We start from the raw sequence: 15,710 nt of genomic DNA, 5'->3' as shown, positions 1-15,710 counted from the left end.
ATTCTCCTAACGAATGATATCTTGTGCATTTGCCAGTAATTTTTCAATACTAGTTTCGGAAGTGGAGAGATGGTCTCCTGGAAGAGTACATTTGAGAGTTGCGCTCGCAACTGCAAAGTCAATGGTAGTTTTTAAGGAGGAATGATGGAGTAGTTGATAAAGGGCACCAGATATAAAGGCATCTCCGCTACCAACTCGTTGATAGACTGCAGTTTTTAGTTGGACAGACTCTTCAAATCGTTCTCCCAGAGCATAGGCCTGATAGACATTTTTGTCTTGTTCATCACTAGAGCGGAGGGTATGGAAAATGGCCTTGAAACCATAGGCTTCTTTTAATTGTCGCATGCGATTTTCCACCTCTTTTAGGCTGGCTCTGTCTCTTGGGAACATCTCTAGATTTTGGTCATCAATCATGAGAGGATCAATACCAAAGCAATAGTCAGCGAAACGTGCAAACTTAGAAAATTCATACTTGGCTTCTAGGACTGAAATCATCTTTGTTCTCAGATTGAGATCCATTGAAACGATAATCCCTCGGCGCTTGGCTTCTTCCAAGAGTAGGAGAAGGAGCGTACGAACCTCTTGACCGATAGCTACAGTGATTCCACTAAAATGAAAATGGCTAATCCCCTGAAAGAGAGAATCCATATCTAGCATGTTTGGCCGAATCTGACTGATACTCGTATGCTTACGATCGTAGAAAACTTCACTTTGACGACAACCAAAGCCGTTCTCCAAAAAGTAGAGGCCGATTCGATTGCCAATCCGACAGATTGAACTGGTATCGATTTGGTGCTGTTTCAAGAATGTGAGAAAACGATCTCCAATCTCGTTGTCAGGGAGTGCGGTAAAGACTTTCGTTGAGATACCCAGGGCCTGCAAATTACAAGCGATGTTAATTTCTGATCCGCCAAAATAAGTCGAACTGGCAACATGATCGCCGATACTGGTGGCATCTAATGGTGAGATTCGAATTAATGGTTCGCCAAACAGTAATATTTTCGTCATCCATTAGTTCCTTTCTGGTTTAGAATAGCTTTACTTGGCTAATACTTCTTTCAAATAAGCAGCGACTTCATCATCTTGGCAGTTTTCAAAGAAGTATTCTTGGAAGTATTTGCCAGAGATGGTGTCTTTGAGGAAGTCTTGGTCGATTGTTTTAAGGATGGTCATCAAATCATTGTAGGTGATTTGTTTTACCTCGTTTAAGATACGAGCGTTGCGTTGTTCAGGGATTACACGTTCTCTTGGGTAGCCACCGCCCATTTCTTCAGCAAATAAGCGTTCAAACATCAATTTGAGGGTCAGTTCTGCCCCCCAGCCAAATCCTTTGGCATAAGGGATAGACAAGGCGTTACCACCATTGATTTGAGAATAAAGGTAAGCGTCAGTTGGGTCCACTGCTAGACCACAGACAACACCAGGGAAGCTGTTTAAAGCAAGCATAGCTCCTACACCCGTACCACAGCCGGTAACAACAAAGTCGACTGCTTTTGTATTTAAAAGGATGGCAGCCATTAGGCCGTTTTGTACGTATGTTAATGGGTTTTCACCTTCTTCTCCACGCATACCATAGTTAAATAATTGGTAGCCTTTTTTATTTGTCGCTTCTTTTAGACTATCATAAATAATGTGATTCTTACTAGCTTGACTATTTTCATTGATTAATGCGATTTTCATAAGATCCTCTTTCTATTTTTACTCAGGTTGTTTTCCGATGTAGGCTAAGATACCGCCATCTACATATAGGATGTGGCCATTGACAAAGTCGCTGGCATCACTAGCGAGAAAGACAGCAGGGCCCATTAAATCTTCAGGATTTCCCCAACGTGCAGCAGGTGTTTTTGCAATGATGAACTGGTCAAATGGGTGGCGAGAACCATCTTCTTGCAACTCACGAAGAGGTGCTGTTTGAGGAGTGGCAATATAACCCGGCCCGATTCCGTTACATTGGATATTGGCTCCACCGTATTCAGACGCAATGTTGCGGGTCAACATTTTCAAGCCGCCTTTAGCGGCAGCATAAGCGCTAACCGTTTCACGTCCCAGTTCGCTCATCATCGAGCAAATATTGATAATCTTTCCATGCCCTTTCTTTATCATAGAAGGAATGACTGCTTTTGAAACGATAAATGGTGCGTTTAAGTCAATATCGATGACCTTACGGAAATCAGTGGCGCTCATTTCGCACATTGGAACGCGGCGGATAATACCAGCGTTATTAACAAGGATGTCAATGACACCAACCTCTTGTTCGATTTGCTTGACCATGGCTTGGATACCGTCCTCGTCTGTCACGTCACAGACATACCCATGGGCTTCGATGCCAACTTCACGATAAGCTTCAATCCCTTTATTGACCAGGTCTTGATTGATATCATTAAAGACAATAGTAGCGCCGACCTCAGCGTAGGATTTGGCAATAGCAAATCCAATTCCATAAGAAGCGCCGGTGATGAGAGCAATTTTTCCTTTTAAAGAAAACTGCTCAATTGAGAATGATGTATTTGTCATTTGATACTTCCTTTCAAATTTGTTAAGACTTCTCTATAACCAAATTATATTCTAGTAAACCGGTTTTGTCAATAATTAAATATTTTTATTTCTGAAAATCTTTGTTTTCCTAAAAAAAAAACGGAAGATTTTGAAGTTTCTGTCTATTGTAATGGTTAAACAAGCAATGAAAGCGCTAATATTTTTTTGAAAAAACTATTGACAAGATAAAAATAAAGGTCTACAATGTAAAATATAGAGTAAACCGGTAAACTCAAAAAAGAAAGGAGAAAAGATGAAAATTGTACTTGTAGGGCATGGACATTTTGCCACAGGGATTTATAGTTCTTTACAATTGATTGCAGGCAATCAAGAAAATGTAGAGGCGATTGACTTTGTGGAAGGAATGTCAGCAGATGAACTCAAGCAAAAAATCTTACTTGCAATTTCAAATGAAGAAGAAGTTTTAATCCTAAGTGATCTCTTGGGAGGATCGCCATTCAAGGTTTCTTCTACCATAATGGGAGAAAATCCAGCCAAAACAATGAATGTTCTCTCGGGTTTGAACTTAGCTATGTTAATGGAAGCAGTCTTTGCTAGAATGGCTCATAGCTTTGATGAGGTTGTTAATAAATCAGTAGTGGCGGCTCAGGGCGGAGTCGTAAATGGTAAAGAATTGTTTTCAACGGATGCAGAGGAAGAGGAAGAAGATTTCGAATCGGGTATTTAAAGGGTAAAAGAATGATAAAAAAGGTTACGATTGAAGAAATAAAATCGCCTGAGCGCTTCTTAGAAGTACCACTTCTGACGAAAGAAGAAGTCGGCCAGGCAATCGATAAGGTTATTCGGCAGTTAGAACTCAACCTTGACTATTTCAAGGAAGATTTCCCGACGCCAGCTACCTTTGATAATGTCTATCCAATCATGGATAATACGGAATGGACCAATGGTTTCTGGACAGGAGAACTGTGGTTGGCTTATGAATACAGTCAACAGGATGAATTTAAAAACATCGCTCATAAAAATGTTCTTTCTTTCCTGGATCGTGTCAATAAGAGAGTAGAATTGGATCACCATGATCTCGGCTTCTTGTACACACCGTCTTGTATGGCTGAATATAAGATAAATGGAGATGGAGAGGCCAGAGAGGCAGCCTTGAAAGCTGCAGATAAGTTGATTGAACGCTATCAAGAAAAAGGTGGTTTTATTCAAGCTTGGGGAGACTTGGGCAAGAAAGAGCATTACCGTTTGATTATCGACTGCTTGCTCAACATCCAACTCTTATTCTTTGCTTATCAAGAAACAGGCGATCAAAAATACTACGATATTGCAGAAAGCCATTTCTATGTTTCAGCTAATAATGTAATCCGTGATGACGCTTCGTCCTTCCACACCTTCTACTTTGATCCTGAGACAGGTCAACCCCTTAAAGGTGTAACGAGACAAGGGTATAGTGATGATTCATGCTGGGCACGTGGTCAATCATGGGGAGTCTATGGTATTCCTTTGACTTATCGTCACCTGAAAGACGAGTCCTGCTTTGACTTGTTTAAGGGTGTAACCAATTATTTCTTGAATCGTCTGCCAAAAGATCATGTTTCTTATTGGGATTTGATTTTTAATGATGGTAGTGATCAATCACGAGATTCTTCAGCAACAGCTATCGCTGTCTGTGGGATTCATGAAATGCTAAAACATCTCCCAGAGGTGGATGCTGACAAAGATATTTATAAACATGCTATGCATGCCATGCTTCGTTCTTTGATCGAACATTATGCAAATGATCAATTTACCCCTGGTGGGACAAGTCTCCTCCACGGTGTGTACTCATGGCATTCAGGTAAAGGAGTGGACGAAGGCAATATCTGGGGTGACTACTATTACCTAGAAGCCCTTATCCGTTTCTACAAGGATTGGAACCTATATTGGTAGGAGGAGAAATATGACAATGCCAAATATTATTATGACCCGTATCGATGAACGGTTGATTCATGGGCAAGGACAACTTTGGGTAAAATACCTAGGTTGTAATACGGTCATTGTTGCCAATGACGAAGTAAGCACGGACAAGATGCAACAAACTCTGATGAAAACAGTTGTGCCAGACTCAGTTGCCATGCGTTTCTTCCCTTTGCAAAAGGTGATTGATATCATTCACAAGGCCAATCCTGCTCAAACGATCTTTATCGTTGTAAAGGATGTGAAGGACGCTTTAACCTTGGTAGAAGGTGGTGTCCCTATTGAAGAAGTCAATATTGGGAACATTCACAATGCCCCTGGTAAAGAGCAAGTGACACGCTCCATCTTCCTGGGTGAAGAGGACAAGGCAGCCCTCAAGGAATTGAACCAAACTTATCAAGTAACATTTAATACGAAAACAACTCCAACAGGAAATGATGGAGCTGTTGAAGTCAACATTATGGACTATATTTAAAAGAGGAGATCGTTATGTCGATTAATGTATTTCAAGCGATTTTAATTGGATTATGGACAGCTTTCTGTTTTAGTGGAATGCTGTTAGGAATTTACACCAATAGATGCATTGTTCTGTCATTTGGTGTCGGAATTATTCTAGGTGATTTGCCTACTGCTCTTGCAATGGGAGCTATTGGTGAATTGGCTTATATGGGATTCGGTGTTGGTGCTGGAGGTACTGTTCCACCAAACCCAATCGGACCTGGTATCTTTGGTACCTTGATGGCTATCACTAGTGCTGGTAAAGTCAGTCCAGAAGCGGCTCTTGCCCTCTCTACTCCGATTGCTGTGGCGATTCAATTCTTACAAACTTTTGCCTACACTGTACGTGCTGGTGCGCCTGAAACGGCGATGAAGCACTTGAAAAACCATAATTTGAAGAAATTCAAGTTCACTCTAAATGCAACAATTTGGTTGTTTGCCTTTATTGGATTTACCTTGGGTTGCTTGGGTGCCCTTTCAATGGATACCTTGTTGAAACTCGTAGACTACATTCCACCAGTATTGCTTACAGGTTTGACAGTTGCTGGTAAAATGCTCCCAGCTATCGGTTTTGCGATGATCTTGTCAGTGATGGCTAAGAAAGAGTTGATTCCCTTTGTCTTGTTGGGATATGTTTGTGCAGCTTATCTAAACATCCCAACAATTGGTATTGCAATTGTAGGTACTATCTTTGCTTTGATTGAATTTTATAACAAGCCAAAAACAGCGAATCATGTGGTAGAGGAGGAAGCACACGATGACTGGATCTAACAAATTAACAAAACGTGATTATCTTAAAACGTCTTTGCGGGCATTCTTTTGTCAAAATGGATTTAACTATAGTAACTATCAAGGGTTGGGATATGCCAATGTGATGTATCCTGCTTTGAAAAAACACTATGGAGAGGATCAGGAAGGTTTCTACCAAGCCTTGGAAGAAAACTGTGAATTCTATAATACCAACCCACACTTCCTACCTTTTATTACCAGTTTGCACCTTGTAATGTTGGAAAATGGCCGTCCGGCAAAAGAGACACGTAGCATCAAGATGGCCTTGATGGGGCCATTGGCAGGTATTGGGGATTCTCTTTCTCAATTCTGTTTAGCTCCATTGTTCTCAACCATCGCCGCTTCTTTTGCTCAAGAAGGCCTGGTTGTCGGTCCAATCTTGTTCTTCCTAGCGATGAATACGATTTTAACAGCGATTAAATTGTCAACTGGTCTGTATGGATACAAACTAGGAACGACTGTGATTGATAAACTAAGTGAGCAGATGGCAACGATTTCTCGTATTGCCAATATTATTGGTGTAACCGTAATTGCTGGTTTGGCAGCGACATCTGTTAAGATTATGGTGCCGATCACCTTTGCTGCAGGGGAAGTTAAAGCAGATACCAAACAAAGTATCGTAAGTATTCAGGGAATGCTTGATAAGGTTGCTCCAGCTCTTCTACCAGCCCTATTTACACTTTTAGTTTACTACTTGATCAAAGAAAAGAAATGGACAACATATAAACTCGTTATTTTAACAGTTATCATCGGAATTATCGGAAGCTGGCTTAAGATTCTAGCTTAATGGATACAACATTGTTTTATGGAATAGTGATTGTCTTGGCAGTGAGCCCCCTTTTACTGTCAAGCTTTCATTCTATTCGTCAGCAAAAGTTGCTTCGCAAACAGATGGAGCAACGAAAAGAGTATTTAGCTTCTTTAACATCTGGTGATGAAGTGTTGTTATTGTCTGGAATTCATGGAAAAATCATTTCTATCAAAGATGACTTGGTCTCCTTGCAGATTGCAAAAGGTGTGGTCATCTATGTAGAAAAGGAAAGTGTAATGGGAAAGACAAAAGAACTGCTTTTTAAGTAGTTCTTTTTCTGGTAATAGATAATGAAAGAAGAAAGAAGACAATTTTTTGAAAGAATTGATGGGGATCAATATCGTGATTATATCTTGTCCCACTGTTCACAAGACTATGAGAAAGTCAAGCGTTCCCTTGAACGCTTGATGGACAATCGTTTTATGTTTGATAGTCCTTGGGATATGGAACCTTGTTCAAAAATCCATCAAATCCAGCCGATGGTGTGGAATCAAGTATTTGAAGATGATCCAGAATGGGCTTATATGCTCAATCGACAAGAATATCTCTTGCAGTTTATGATAGGGTACCTGGTAGAAGGAGATAAGGGCTATATCCAAAAGTGCAAGTTCTTTCTATTTGACTGGATTGAGCAGGTGAGAGAATTTCGTCCTCAATCTTTGATGACTAGAACCTTGGATACGGGTATTCGTTCCTTTACTTGGTTGAAACTACTCTTGCTCCTCTTGAAATTTGACTTGCTAGAGGAGGAAGAACTAGAGAAAATTTTGGTCAGTCTAGAAAAGCAGATTGACTTTATGAAAAGCCATTATCGCGCCAAGTACACCCTTAGTAACTGGGGGATTTTACAAACGATTCCGATACTTGCAACCTATCATTTCTTTTCAGATAAGATGGACCTAGAAGAAGCTTACCATTTTGCTTCAAAGGAGTTGAAACAGCAGATCGAGACGCAGATTTTAGAGGATGGAAGTCAGTTTGAACAGTCGATTCTCTATCATGTAGAGGTTTATAAAGCCTTGCTGGACTTGTGTCTCTTGCTTCCGGACTTGCAAGATAGCTTTCAAGAGCTGCTGGAAAAGATGGCGACTTACATTCAAATGATGACAGGTCTAGATGGACGGACCTTGGCTTTTGGTGATAGCGATTCTACAGAAACGACAGAGATTTTGAGCCTGTCTGCTATGGTTTTGAACAAGGAAGACCTTCTTAACGGTCTGGATGTTAAAGTCGATTTACTTAGCCTCCTGTTCCTGGGGCGAGAAAAGGTCAAGCGACTGCAGGAATTTGAAAAGAGAGCTTGGCAGCCTAAGTTCAGGAGCTTTGAAGATTCTGGGCATGTTTGCATTAAGGATGAACATCGTTATCTATTTTTTAAAAACGGTCCGCTGGGAAGTGCCCATAGCCATAGTGACGAGAATAGTTTTTGCTTACAGTATCAAGGCCAACCGATTTTCATAGATGCTGGGCGTTATTCTTATCGGGAGGTAGATGAACGTTATCTCTTAAAGAGTGCTTGGAGTCATTCGACCTGTATAGTAGATGGGAAAGCTCCAGAAAGGATCGTGGGATCCTGGGAATATGAATACTATCCTCACTCCCTGTTCTGTCACCACAAAGAAAGAGAGGGAGTGCATTATATTGAGGGGGCTTATTTGTCAGCAGAACCTGATTTGCCTTATCTTCACAGGAGAAAAATCCTCATGTTGGCAGAGGATGTATGGCTCTTGGTAGATGATATCAGGTGTCAAGGTCAGCATGAGGCGTTGACTCAGTTTATCCTTGACAAGGATGTGACCTATCAAGATGGGAAAATCAATCAGTTGAAACTATGGAGTGAAGTTGATTTTGATTTGGAAGCTACGATCATTTCTCCTAAATACAATGAGCTTGAAAAAAGTAGCAAACTCACCAAACACCAATTCTTTGAGAATCAGATGCTGGATTATACAATCATTGCGCATGAGAGTTTTGAAATCATCCGTCATTCTGTCTACCAGACAGATGGTCATCAAGTAGAAAATGCTCTGGCTTTTGAAGTGAAAAATGACGAAACAGACAAGCTGATTCTGTTATTAAGCGAGGATATTTGTGTAGGTGAAAAATTATGCCTCGTTGACGGAACAAAAATGCGTGGAAAATGTCTAGTATATGATAAAATAAATGAGAGAATGATTCGCTTGCAGTGCTAGAAATAGACGTTTTGAATAGTGAATATGTTATAATGGGTATTAGTAGGAGGTGTTTTAGATTGGAGAAGAAACTGACCATAAAAGATATTGCAGAAATGGCTCAGACATCGAAAACAACCGTGTCATTTTACCTAAACGGGAAATATGAAAAAATGTCCCAAGAGACACGTGAAAAGATTAAAAAAGTTATTCATGAAACAAATTACAAACCGAGCATTGTTGCGCGTAGCTTAAACTCCAAACGAACAAAATTAATTGGTGTTTTGATTGGTGATATTACCAACAGTTTCTCAACCCAAATTGTTAAGGGAATTGAGGATATCGCCAGCCAGAATGGCTACCAGGTAATGATAGGAAATAGTAACTACAGCCAAGAGAGTGAGGACAGGTATATTGAAAGCATGCTTCTCTTGGGAGTAGACGGCTTTATTATTCAGCCTACCTCTAATTTCCGAAAATATTCTCGTATCATCGATGAGAAAAAGAAGAAAATGGTCTTTTTTGATAGTCGGCTCTATGAACACCGGACTAGCTGGGTCAAAACCAATAACTATGATGCCGTTTATGATATGACCCAGTCCTGTATCGAAAAAGGTTATGAGCATTTTCTCTTGATTACAGCGGATACGAGTCGTTTGAGTACTCGGATTGAGCGGGCAAGTGGTTTTGTGGATGCTTTAACAGATGCTAATATGCGCCACGCTAGGCTAACCATTGAAGATAAGCATACGAATTTGGAACAAATTAAGGAATTTTTACAAAAAGAAATCAATCCCGATGAAAAAACTCTGGTATTTGTTCCTAACTGTTGGGCCCTACCTCCAGTCTTTACCGTTATCAAAGAGTTGAATTATAACTTGCCACAAGTTGGGTTGATTGGTTTTGACAATACGGAGTGGACTTGCTTTTCTTCTCCAAGTGTTTCGACGTTGGTTCAGCCCGCCTTTGAAGAAGGACAACAGGCTACAAAGATTTTGATTGACCAGATTGAAGGCCTCAATCAAGAAGAAAGGCAACAAGTCTTGGATTGTAGTGTGAGTTGGAAAGAGTCGACTTTCTAAGATGAAAGGGAAATAACTGGCAACCTCTGTTAAGAAATAAAATAATCCCATCTAGCATGAGCTGGATGGGATTATTTGTCTATAAAATGAGAAATTATGGGAGTAATCTCCTAAATCAACTGTTTTTGATTTACTTCTTTAACTACTTGATAAAAGTTATAGAAGTAGACCAAACTTGAGATGATGGTTACGACTAGGAATATTGGAAATTTCCATTGGATGGGGTTTCTTGATTGTCTTGATTTAAGACTGAAAAATCGTATAGTGTAGTCATTGATTGCTTTTCTCCTTCTGTTTGGTATTTTTAGGAGTCTTCTCCTCTTGTAGTGATAGAAATCCGTAGGTCAGGGTTCCAAAAATGCTGCCGATAATCAGGCCATACATCAGGAAAGGAACACTTTTGTCGAATTGCGTGAGTAACTTCACAAAATCTGAAAAGGACATCTGCTGAACGAAGACCTTATGAAAGAGGAGTAGGGTAAAGAGGACAATCTGAAGACCGATAAACACAACCCAGCTTCGAAATTTGATTTGGCCTTTGCTGTAGGTTTTGAGGATGATTTCTGACTTGTCATCTTTTTCCAGATGGAGTTCTTTGACGGCTCTTTGAGTTTTTAAAGTAATGAAAAAAATGAGTCCAGAGTAAACGTAGGGCATGGCATAGCGAACGGCCTCTATGAAGCGTCCAAATAACAGATAAAACAAGAAGAGGAAGAAGGAAGAATAAACGATTTGGACCATGGAACGGGCACAGGCTTTGTAGATAATTTCTTGCCGGCATTCATCAAAAGGGCCTTGGATATGAAAGAGATTTCGAAGTAGGCGAGTGGTTAAGTCATCTTTTTTCATACTAGTAACCTCCTAAATGAGCAGTTTTACTGATTTTCTTTTACGAATTGATAGAGATAATAAAGATAAGTGATAGAAGAAAGGATAGCGATAGTGAACAGTAAATAATATTTCCAACCGCTTGAGGCGAGCATCAGTTGTGGAAAAGATAGAATTATAAAGTATAGTGCTAAGTTAAGTGTGCGCGTTTTTGGGGAGTTAATCTTTAGATAAGTTAGTACTTTATTAAGTGCTGGAAAAAAGACTAGCACGAGGAATATCTCTCTGATTGGTAAGTCCCCTGAAATGATGATGAAGATGAGCAGAGAACTGAACAAAAGATGATAGGTCAGTAAAGTTAGTAATGATTTCATAAGGCACCTCCTAATCCTGGTCTTTTTTAGCTCTTGCAATACGAAGTGAGTCGACAATATGTATCATCACTCCGAAAAAGAAAGCTCCCAGTATAGTTTTAAAAATATGTTTTGTATTTAGAAGAGAACTGATAAAATTTGGATTTTCACTTGTTAGTGGAATTATAAAAAATATCACTGTTCCATAAATCGAACCTGCTTTCAGACCAGGATAACGTGACTGTTTCTTTTCTTTTTTCATGAGTTTTCTCCTAATCATTATCCTGATCTTTCTTGGCTTTTGCAATGCGACGGGAGATGATAATTTGTATAATCACTCCGAAGAAGAAAGACTGGAGAATACTTGAAAAAATATTTTCAAAAGCGAGAAGTGACTGAAGATAATCCTGACTCTCACCTAGCAGTATATGGAGAAGAGGGGTTGAAAAAAAACTCATTAATCCATAGAGTAGACCTGCTTTCATACCAGGGTAGTGTAGTTGCTTACTTTCTTTCTCGCTCAGCATATCTGGATCAATAGCTGTAATCCCTGTTTTTTTGGTTTGGGAGAGCACATAGAGAGCAGAAATCATCGAAATGCCGAATACCACAAGAGGATAGCCGATAGCGACAATTTGCGGGTATTTATAAGCGAGGACGAAGGGGATGAGATTCCCAAACGTCATCAGATAAAAGAGGATGATAAAGACTTGATTGCCAATACGATCAGCCTCGCGTCGTTTGTGTTCGTCGAGAGGGCCAGAAATTCCGTATATGCGTTTGATGAGTTTTTCAGTGAAGGTTTCTTTTTTCATGAGTTGGCTCCTTTTTTAAAAATTATCCTCCCAAAAGAGACTGTTGAGGTCAGTTTGGAGGCTGCGGGCGAGATTGAGACAGAGTTCCAGAGTTGGGTTGTACTTGTCGTTTTCAATCATATTGATGGTTTGTCTCGAGACACCTATATCCTTGGCGAGTTCGAGCTGGGAAATGCCCAGTTCCTTGCGAAATTCTTTCACACGATTCATCTGTTCTCCTTTCTGATTTGTGTCGTATATATTTGACTACATTATATTCTTCTATAGAGTGAATGTCAAGCATATTTGACATATTTCTTAAAGAAATCTTACTTTTTTTGACCTATTTGTCTGACTAGTGCAAGCTAGTCAGATTTGTGGTAAAATAGATAGGATATGACAAAAGAATTTCATCATGTAACGGTCTTACTCCACGAAACGATTGATATGCTTGACGTAAAGCCCGACGGTATCTACGTTGACGCGACTTTGGGTGGAGCAGGCCATAGCGAATATTTATTAAGTAAATTAAGTGAAAAAGGCCATCTCTATGCCTTTGACCAGGATCAGAATGCCATTGACAATGCGCAAAAACGCTTGGCACCTTACATTGAGAAGGGAATGGTGACCTTTATCAAGGACAACTTCCGTCATTTACAGGCACGTTTGCGCGAAGCTGGTGTTCAGGAAATTGATGGAATTTGTTATGACTTGGGAGTGTCTAGTCCTCAGCTGGATCAGCGTGAGCGCGGTTTTTCTTATAAAAAGGATGCGCCACTGGACATGCGCATGAATCAGGAAGCTAGTCTGACAGCCTATGAAGTGGTGAACCACTATGACTATCATGACTTGGTTCGTATTTTCTTTAAGTATGGCGAGGACAAATTTTCTAAACAGATTGCGCGTAAGATTGAACAGGCACGTGAAGTGAAGCCAATCGAGACAACGACTGAGCTGGCAGAGATTATCAAGTCGGCCAAGCCTGCCAAAGAGCTCAAGAAGAAGGGTCATCCTGCTAAGCAGATTTTCCAGGCTATTCGAATTGAAGTCAATGATGAACTGGGAGCCGCAGATGAGTCCATCCAGCAGGCTATGGATATGTTGGCTCTGGATGGTAGGATTTCAGTGATTACCTTTCATTCCTTGGAAGACCGTTTGACCAAGCAATTGTTCAAGGAAGCTTCAACAGTTGAAGTTCCAAAAGGCTTACCTTTCATCCCAGATGATCTCAAGCCCAAGATGGAATTGGTGTCCCGTAAGCCAATCTTGCCAAGTGCAGAAGAGTTAGAAGCCAATAACCGCTCGCACTCAGCCAAGTTGCGCGTGGCCAGAAAAATTCACAAGTAAGAGGAAAAAAGATGGCAGAAAGAATGGAAAAAACAGGTCAAATACTACAGATGCAACTTAAACGGTTTTCGCGTGTGGAAAAAGCTTTTTACTTTTCCATTGCTGTAACCACTCTTATTGTAGCCATTAGTATTATTTTTATGCAGACCAAGCTCTTGCAAGTGCAGAATGATTTGACAAAAATCAATGCGCAGATAGAGGAAAAGAAAACTGAATTGGACGATGCCAAGCAAGAGGTCAATGAACTATTACGTGCAGAACGTTTGAAAGAAATTGCCAATTCACACGATTTGCAATTAAACAATGAAAATATTCGAATAGCGGAGTAAGATATGAAGTGGACAAAAAGAGTAATCCGTTATGCGACCAAAAATCGGAAATCGCCGGCTGAAAACAGACGCAGAGTTGGAAAAAGTCTGAGTTTATTATCTGTCTTTGTTTTTGCCGTTTTTTTAGTCAATTTTGCGGTCATTATTGGGACGGGCACTCGCTTTGGAACAGATTTAGCGAAGGAAGCTAAGAAGGTTCATCAAACCACCCGTATAGTTCCTGCCAAACGTGGGACTATTTATGACCGAAATGGAGTCCCAATTGCTGAGGATGCGACATCTTATAATGTCTATGCGGTTATTGATGAGAACTATAAGTCAGCAACGGGTAAGATTCTTTACGTAGAAAAAACACAATTTAACAAGGTTGCAGAGGTCTTTCATAAGTATCTGGACATGGAAGAATCCTATGTAAGAGAGCAACTCTCGCAACCTAATCTCAAGCAAGTTTCCTTTGGAGCAAAGGGCAATGGGATTACCTATGCCAATATGATGTCTATCAAAAAAGAGTTGGAAACTGCAGAGGTCAAGGGGATTGATTTTACAACCAGTCCCAATCGTAGTTACCCAAACGGACAATTTGCTTCTAGTTTTATCGGACTAGCTCAGCTCCATGAAAATGAAGATGGCAGCAAGAGCTTGCTGGGAACCTCTGGAATGGAGAGTTCCTTGAACAGTATTCTTGCAGGGACAGACGGCATTATTACCTATGAAAAGGATCGTCTGGGAAATATTGTCCCCGGAACGGAACAAGTTTCCCAACAAACTGTAGATGGCAAGGATGTTTATACGACTATTTCCAGCACCCTTCAGTCCTTCATGGAGACCCAGATGAATGCCTTTCAAGAAAAAGTAAAAGGCAAGTATATGACGGCTACCTTGGTTAGTGCTAAAACAGGGGAAATTCTTGCAACGACGCAGAGACCAACCTTCGATGCTGATACTAAGGAAGGGCTGACTAAGGACTTTGTTTGGCGTGATATCCTTTATCAAAGTAACTATGAGCCAGGGTCAGCCATGAAGGTCATGACGCTCGCTGCTGCTATTGATAATAATACTTTCCCAGGAGGAGAAGTTTTCAATAGTAGTGAGTTAAAAGTAGCAGATACTACTACCCGAGATTGGGATGTCAATGAAGGATTAACTGTCGGAGGAATGATGACCTTTTCTCAAGGGTTTGCGCACTCAAGTAACGTTGGGATGACGCTTCTTGAGCAAAAGATGGGAGATGCTACCTGGCTGGATTATCTAAGTCGCTTTAAATTTGGTGTTCCGACTCGTTTTGGCTTGACGGATGAATATGCAGGTCAACTTCCGGCTGACAATATCGTCAATATTGCTCAGAGTTCATTTGGACAAGGGATTTCAGTGACCCAGACGCAAATGATTCGTGCCTTCACGGCTATTGCCAACGATGGAGTCATGCTAGAACCGAAATTTATTAGTGCCATTTATGATCCAAATGATCAAACTGCTCGGAAATCTCAAAAAGAAATTGTGGGAAATCCTGTTTCTAAAGATGCAGCTAGTCTAACTCGGACTAACATGATTTTGGTAGGGACGGATCCGGTTTATGGAACCATGTATAACCACAGCACAGGCAAGCCAACTGTAACTGTTCCTGGGCAAAATGTAGCCCTCAAGTCTGGTACGGCTCAGATTGCTGACGAGAAAAATGGTGGTTATCTAGTCGGGTTAACCAACTATATTTTCTCGGCTGTATCGATGAATCCGGCTGAAAATCCTGATTTTATCTTGTATGTGACGGTCCAACAACCTGAACATTATTCAGGTATTCAGTTGGGGGAATTTGCCAATCCTATCTTGGAAAGGGCAGTGGCTATGAAAGAATCTCTGAATCTTCAAACAACAGCTAAAGCTTTGGAGCAAGTAAGTCAACAAAGTCCTTATCCTATGCCTAGTGTCAAGGATATTTCACCTGGTGATTTAGCAGAAGAATTGCGTCGCAATCTTGTACAACCTATTGTTGTGGGAACAGGAACGAAGATTAAAAACAGTTCTGCTGAAGAAGGGAAGAATCTTGCCCCGAATCAGCAAGTCCTGATCTTATCTGATAAAGCAGAGGAAGTTCCAGACATGTATGGTTGGACAAAGGCGACTGCTGAGACCTTTGCTAAGTGGCTCAATATAGAACTTGCATTTGAAGGTTCGGGCTCTACTGTGCAGAAGCAAGATGTTCGTGCTAACACACCTATCAAGAACATTAAAAAAATTACATTAACTTTAGGAGACTAA

The 15,710-nt window shown here is 40.5% G+C and carries 19 protein-coding genes; 11 read left to right on the top strand and 8 right to left on the bottom strand.

Annotation, left to right across the window (positions count from 1 at the left end):
* Positions 1–6 precede the first annotated feature (6 nt).
* Genes PCY12_RS05140 through PCY12_RS05130 form a run of 3 tightly spaced genes read right to left on the bottom strand, consistent with a single transcriptional unit; the run spans position 7 to position 2,514 of the window.
* Positions 7–1,008 carry a sugar kinase gene (locus tag PCY12_RS05140; protein ID WP_173249780.1) on the bottom strand — a complete coding sequence of 334 codons (1,002 nt, stop codon included), beginning with the start codon at positions 1,006–1,008 and terminating at the stop codon, positions 7–9.
* 30 nt (positions 1,009–1,038) lie between these two features.
* Complete coding sequence (locus tag PCY12_RS05135; protein ID WP_000684789.1) at positions 1,039–1,680, bottom strand: RpiB/LacA/LacB family sugar-phosphate isomerase; 642 nt, start codon at positions 1,678–1,680, stop codon at positions 1,039–1,041.
* Between the two features lie 18 nt (positions 1,681–1,698).
* Positions 1,699–2,514 (bottom strand): gluconate 5-dehydrogenase, encoded by an 816-nt coding sequence (locus tag PCY12_RS05130; protein ID WP_061631077.1) that lies wholly within the window; start codon positions 2,512–2,514, stop codon positions 1,699–1,701.
* A 274-nt stretch (positions 2,515–2,788) separates the two neighbouring features.
* Between PCY12_RS05130 and PCY12_RS05125 the strand changes: the two genes are divergently transcribed.
* From PCY12_RS05125 to PCY12_RS05090, 8 genes are read left to right on the top strand one after another with little or no spacing between them, the layout of a single operon-like run.
* Complete coding sequence (locus tag PCY12_RS05125) at positions 2,789–3,223, top strand: PTS sugar transporter subunit IIA (protein ID WP_000706826.1); 435 nt, start codon at positions 2,789–2,791, stop codon at positions 3,221–3,223.
* A gap of 11 nt (positions 3,224–3,234) precedes the next feature.
* The gene (locus tag PCY12_RS05120) at positions 3,235–4,425 is read left to right on the top strand and encodes a glycoside hydrolase family 88 protein (protein WP_000592923.1); all 1,191 of its coding nucleotides are present in this window, start codon (positions 3,235–3,237) and stop codon (positions 4,423–4,425) included.
* Positions 4,426–4,435: 10 nt separating this feature from the next.
* Positions 4,436–4,927, top strand: a complete 492-nt coding sequence (locus tag PCY12_RS05115) for a PTS system mannose/fructose/N-acetylgalactosamine-transporter subunit IIB (protein ID WP_173249779.1) — start codon at positions 4,436–4,438, stop codon at positions 4,925–4,927.
* A gap of 14 nt (positions 4,928–4,941) precedes the next feature.
* Positions 4,942–5,721 carry a PTS mannose/fructose/sorbose/N-acetylgalactosamine transporter subunit IIC gene (locus PCY12_RS05110; RefSeq protein ID WP_000026611.1) on the top strand — a complete coding sequence of 260 codons (780 nt, stop codon included), beginning with the start codon at positions 4,942–4,944 and terminating at the stop codon, positions 5,719–5,721.
* On the top strand, positions 5,708–6,526 hold the full coding sequence (locus PCY12_RS05105) for a PTS system mannose/fructose/sorbose family transporter subunit IID (RefSeq protein ID WP_000148015.1): 819 nt from the start codon (positions 5,708–5,710) through the stop codon (positions 6,524–6,526). The genes PCY12_RS05110 and PCY12_RS05105 overlap by 14 nt, the downstream gene beginning before the upstream one ends.
* Positions 6,526–6,819: a preprotein translocase subunit YajC gene (gene yajC / locus PCY12_RS05100; RefSeq protein ID WP_000381733.1), complete on the top strand. Its 294-nt coding sequence runs from the start codon at positions 6,526–6,528 to the stop codon at positions 6,817–6,819. Before PCY12_RS05105 ends, yajC begins: the two co-directional genes overlap by 1 nt.
* Positions 6,820–6,840: 21 nt before the next feature.
* A complete protein-coding gene (locus tag PCY12_RS05095) occupies positions 6,841–8,742 on the top strand; it encodes an alginate lyase family protein (RefSeq protein ID WP_301351891.1) in 1,902 nt (633 codons plus the stop codon).
* 59 nt (positions 8,743–8,801) lie between these two features.
* Positions 8,802–9,803 carry a LacI family DNA-binding transcriptional regulator gene (locus PCY12_RS05090; RefSeq protein WP_000412459.1) on the top strand — a complete coding sequence of 334 codons (1,002 nt, stop codon included), beginning with the start codon at positions 8,802–8,804 and terminating at the stop codon, positions 9,801–9,803.
* Between the two features lie 270 nt (positions 9,804–10,073).
* Here PCY12_RS05090 and PCY12_RS05085 read toward each other — a convergent pair whose 3' ends face one another.
* The 5 genes from PCY12_RS05085 to PCY12_RS05065 are packed head-to-tail and all read right to left on the bottom strand — an operon-like array spanning position 10,074 to position 12,009.
* Positions 10,074–10,652 carry a DUF3278 domain-containing protein gene (locus PCY12_RS05085; protein ID WP_050971690.1) on the bottom strand — a complete coding sequence of 193 codons (579 nt, stop codon included), beginning with the start codon at positions 10,650–10,652 and terminating at the stop codon, positions 10,074–10,076.
* A gap of 26 nt (positions 10,653–10,678) precedes the next feature.
* Positions 10,679–11,005, bottom strand: a complete 327-nt coding sequence (locus PCY12_RS05080) for a hypothetical protein (protein WP_000838779.1) — start codon at positions 11,003–11,005, stop codon at positions 10,679–10,681.
* A gap of 10 nt (positions 11,006–11,015) precedes the next feature.
* Positions 11,016–11,246 (bottom strand): hypothetical protein, encoded by a 231-nt coding sequence (locus tag PCY12_RS05075; protein ID WP_050216135.1) that lies wholly within the window; start codon positions 11,244–11,246, stop codon positions 11,016–11,018.
* Between the two features lie 10 nt (positions 11,247–11,256).
* Complete coding sequence (locus tag PCY12_RS05070) at positions 11,257–11,799, bottom strand: DUF3278 domain-containing protein (RefSeq protein WP_301351889.1); 543 nt, start codon at positions 11,797–11,799, stop codon at positions 11,257–11,259.
* A 15-nt stretch (positions 11,800–11,814) separates the two neighbouring features.
* Positions 11,815–12,009 (bottom strand): helix-turn-helix transcriptional regulator, encoded by a 195-nt coding sequence (locus PCY12_RS05065; RefSeq protein WP_001082471.1) that lies wholly within the window; start codon positions 12,007–12,009, stop codon positions 11,815–11,817.
* Between the two features lie 165 nt (positions 12,010–12,174).
* On the opposite strand from PCY12_RS05065, the gene rsmH reads away from it, so the two are divergent.
* The 3 genes from rsmH to pbp2X are packed head-to-tail and all read left to right on the top strand — an operon-like array spanning position 12,175 to position 15,710.
* Positions 12,175–13,125, top strand: a complete 951-nt coding sequence (rsmH, locus tag PCY12_RS05060; protein ID WP_000159416.1) for a 16S rRNA (cytosine(1402)-N(4))-methyltransferase RsmH — start codon at positions 12,175–12,177, stop codon at positions 13,123–13,125.
* Between the two features lie 11 nt (positions 13,126–13,136).
* Positions 13,137–13,454, top strand: a complete 318-nt coding sequence (ftsL, locus tag PCY12_RS05055; protein WP_000840840.1) for a cell division protein FtsL — start codon at positions 13,137–13,139, stop codon at positions 13,452–13,454.
* 3 nt (positions 13,455–13,457) lie between these two features.
* Positions 13,458–15,710 carry a penicillin-binding protein 2X gene (gene pbp2X, locus PCY12_RS05050; protein WP_301351887.1) on the top strand — a complete coding sequence of 751 codons (2,253 nt, stop codon included), beginning with the start codon at positions 13,458–13,460 and terminating at the stop codon, positions 15,708–15,710.

This window comes from Streptococcus sp. SPS1 (genome assembly GCF_030439915.1).
In the GTDB taxonomy this organism is placed as follows: Bacteria; Bacillota; Bacilli; order Lactobacillales; family Streptococcaceae; genus Streptococcus.
Note: the sequence above shows the minus strand (reverse complement) of the source record. Positions and strands in the feature narration are given on the sequence as shown.

Coding starts and splice junctions, on each gene's coding strand:
- PCY12_RS05070 (WP_301351889.1), bottom strand. CDS start 11,799: ATGAAAAAAGAAACCTTCACTGAAAAACTCATCAAACGCATATACGGA.
- PCY12_RS05065 (WP_001082471.1), bottom strand. CDS start 12,009: ATGAATCGTGTGAAAGAATTTCGCAAGGAACTGGGCATTTCCCAGCTC.
- PCY12_RS05105 (WP_000148015.1), top strand. CDS start 5,708: ATGACTGGATCTAACAAATTAACAAAACGTGATTATCTTAAAACGTCT.
- PCY12_RS05080 (WP_000838779.1), bottom strand. CDS start 11,005: ATGAAATCATTACTAACTTTACTGACCTATCATCTTTTGTTCAGTTCT.
- PCY12_RS05130 (WP_061631077.1), bottom strand. CDS start 2,514: ATGACAAATACATCATTCTCAATTGAGCAGTTTTCTTTAAAAGGAAAA.
- PCY12_RS05075 (WP_050216135.1), bottom strand. CDS start 11,246: ATGAAAAAAGAAAAGAAACAGTCACGTTATCCTGGTCTGAAAGCAGGT.
- PCY12_RS05140 (WP_173249780.1), bottom strand. CDS start 1,008: ATGACGAAAATATTACTGTTTGGCGAACCATTAATTCGAATCTCACCA.
- PCY12_RS05125 (WP_000706826.1), top strand. CDS start 2,789: ATGAAAATTGTACTTGTAGGGCATGGACATTTTGCCACAGGGATTTAT.
- PCY12_RS05115 (WP_173249779.1), top strand. CDS start 4,436: ATGACAATGCCAAATATTATTATGACCCGTATCGATGAACGGTTGATT.
- PCY12_RS05095 (WP_301351891.1), top strand. CDS start 6,841: ATGAAAGAAGAAAGAAGACAATTTTTTGAAAGAATTGATGGGGATCAA.
- rsmH (WP_000159416.1), top strand. CDS start 12,175: ATGACAAAAGAATTTCATCATGTAACGGTCTTACTCCACGAAACGATT.
- pbp2X (WP_301351887.1), top strand. CDS start 13,458: ATGAAGTGGACAAAAAGAGTAATCCGTTATGCGACCAAAAATCGGAAA.
- PCY12_RS05110 (WP_000026611.1), top strand. CDS start 4,942: ATGTCGATTAATGTATTTCAAGCGATTTTAATTGGATTATGGACAGCT.
- ftsL (WP_000840840.1), top strand. CDS start 13,137: ATGGCAGAAAGAATGGAAAAAACAGGTCAAATACTACAGATGCAACTT.
- PCY12_RS05120 (WP_000592923.1), top strand. CDS start 3,235: ATGATAAAAAAGGTTACGATTGAAGAAATAAAATCGCCTGAGCGCTTC.
- PCY12_RS05085 (WP_050971690.1), bottom strand. CDS start 10,652: ATGAAAAAAGATGACTTAACCACTCGCCTACTTCGAAATCTCTTTCAT.
- PCY12_RS05135 (WP_000684789.1), bottom strand. CDS start 1,680: ATGAAAATCGCATTAATCAATGAAAATAGTCAAGCTAGTAAGAATCAC.
- yajC (WP_000381733.1), top strand. CDS start 6,526: ATGGATACAACATTGTTTTATGGAATAGTGATTGTCTTGGCAGTGAGC.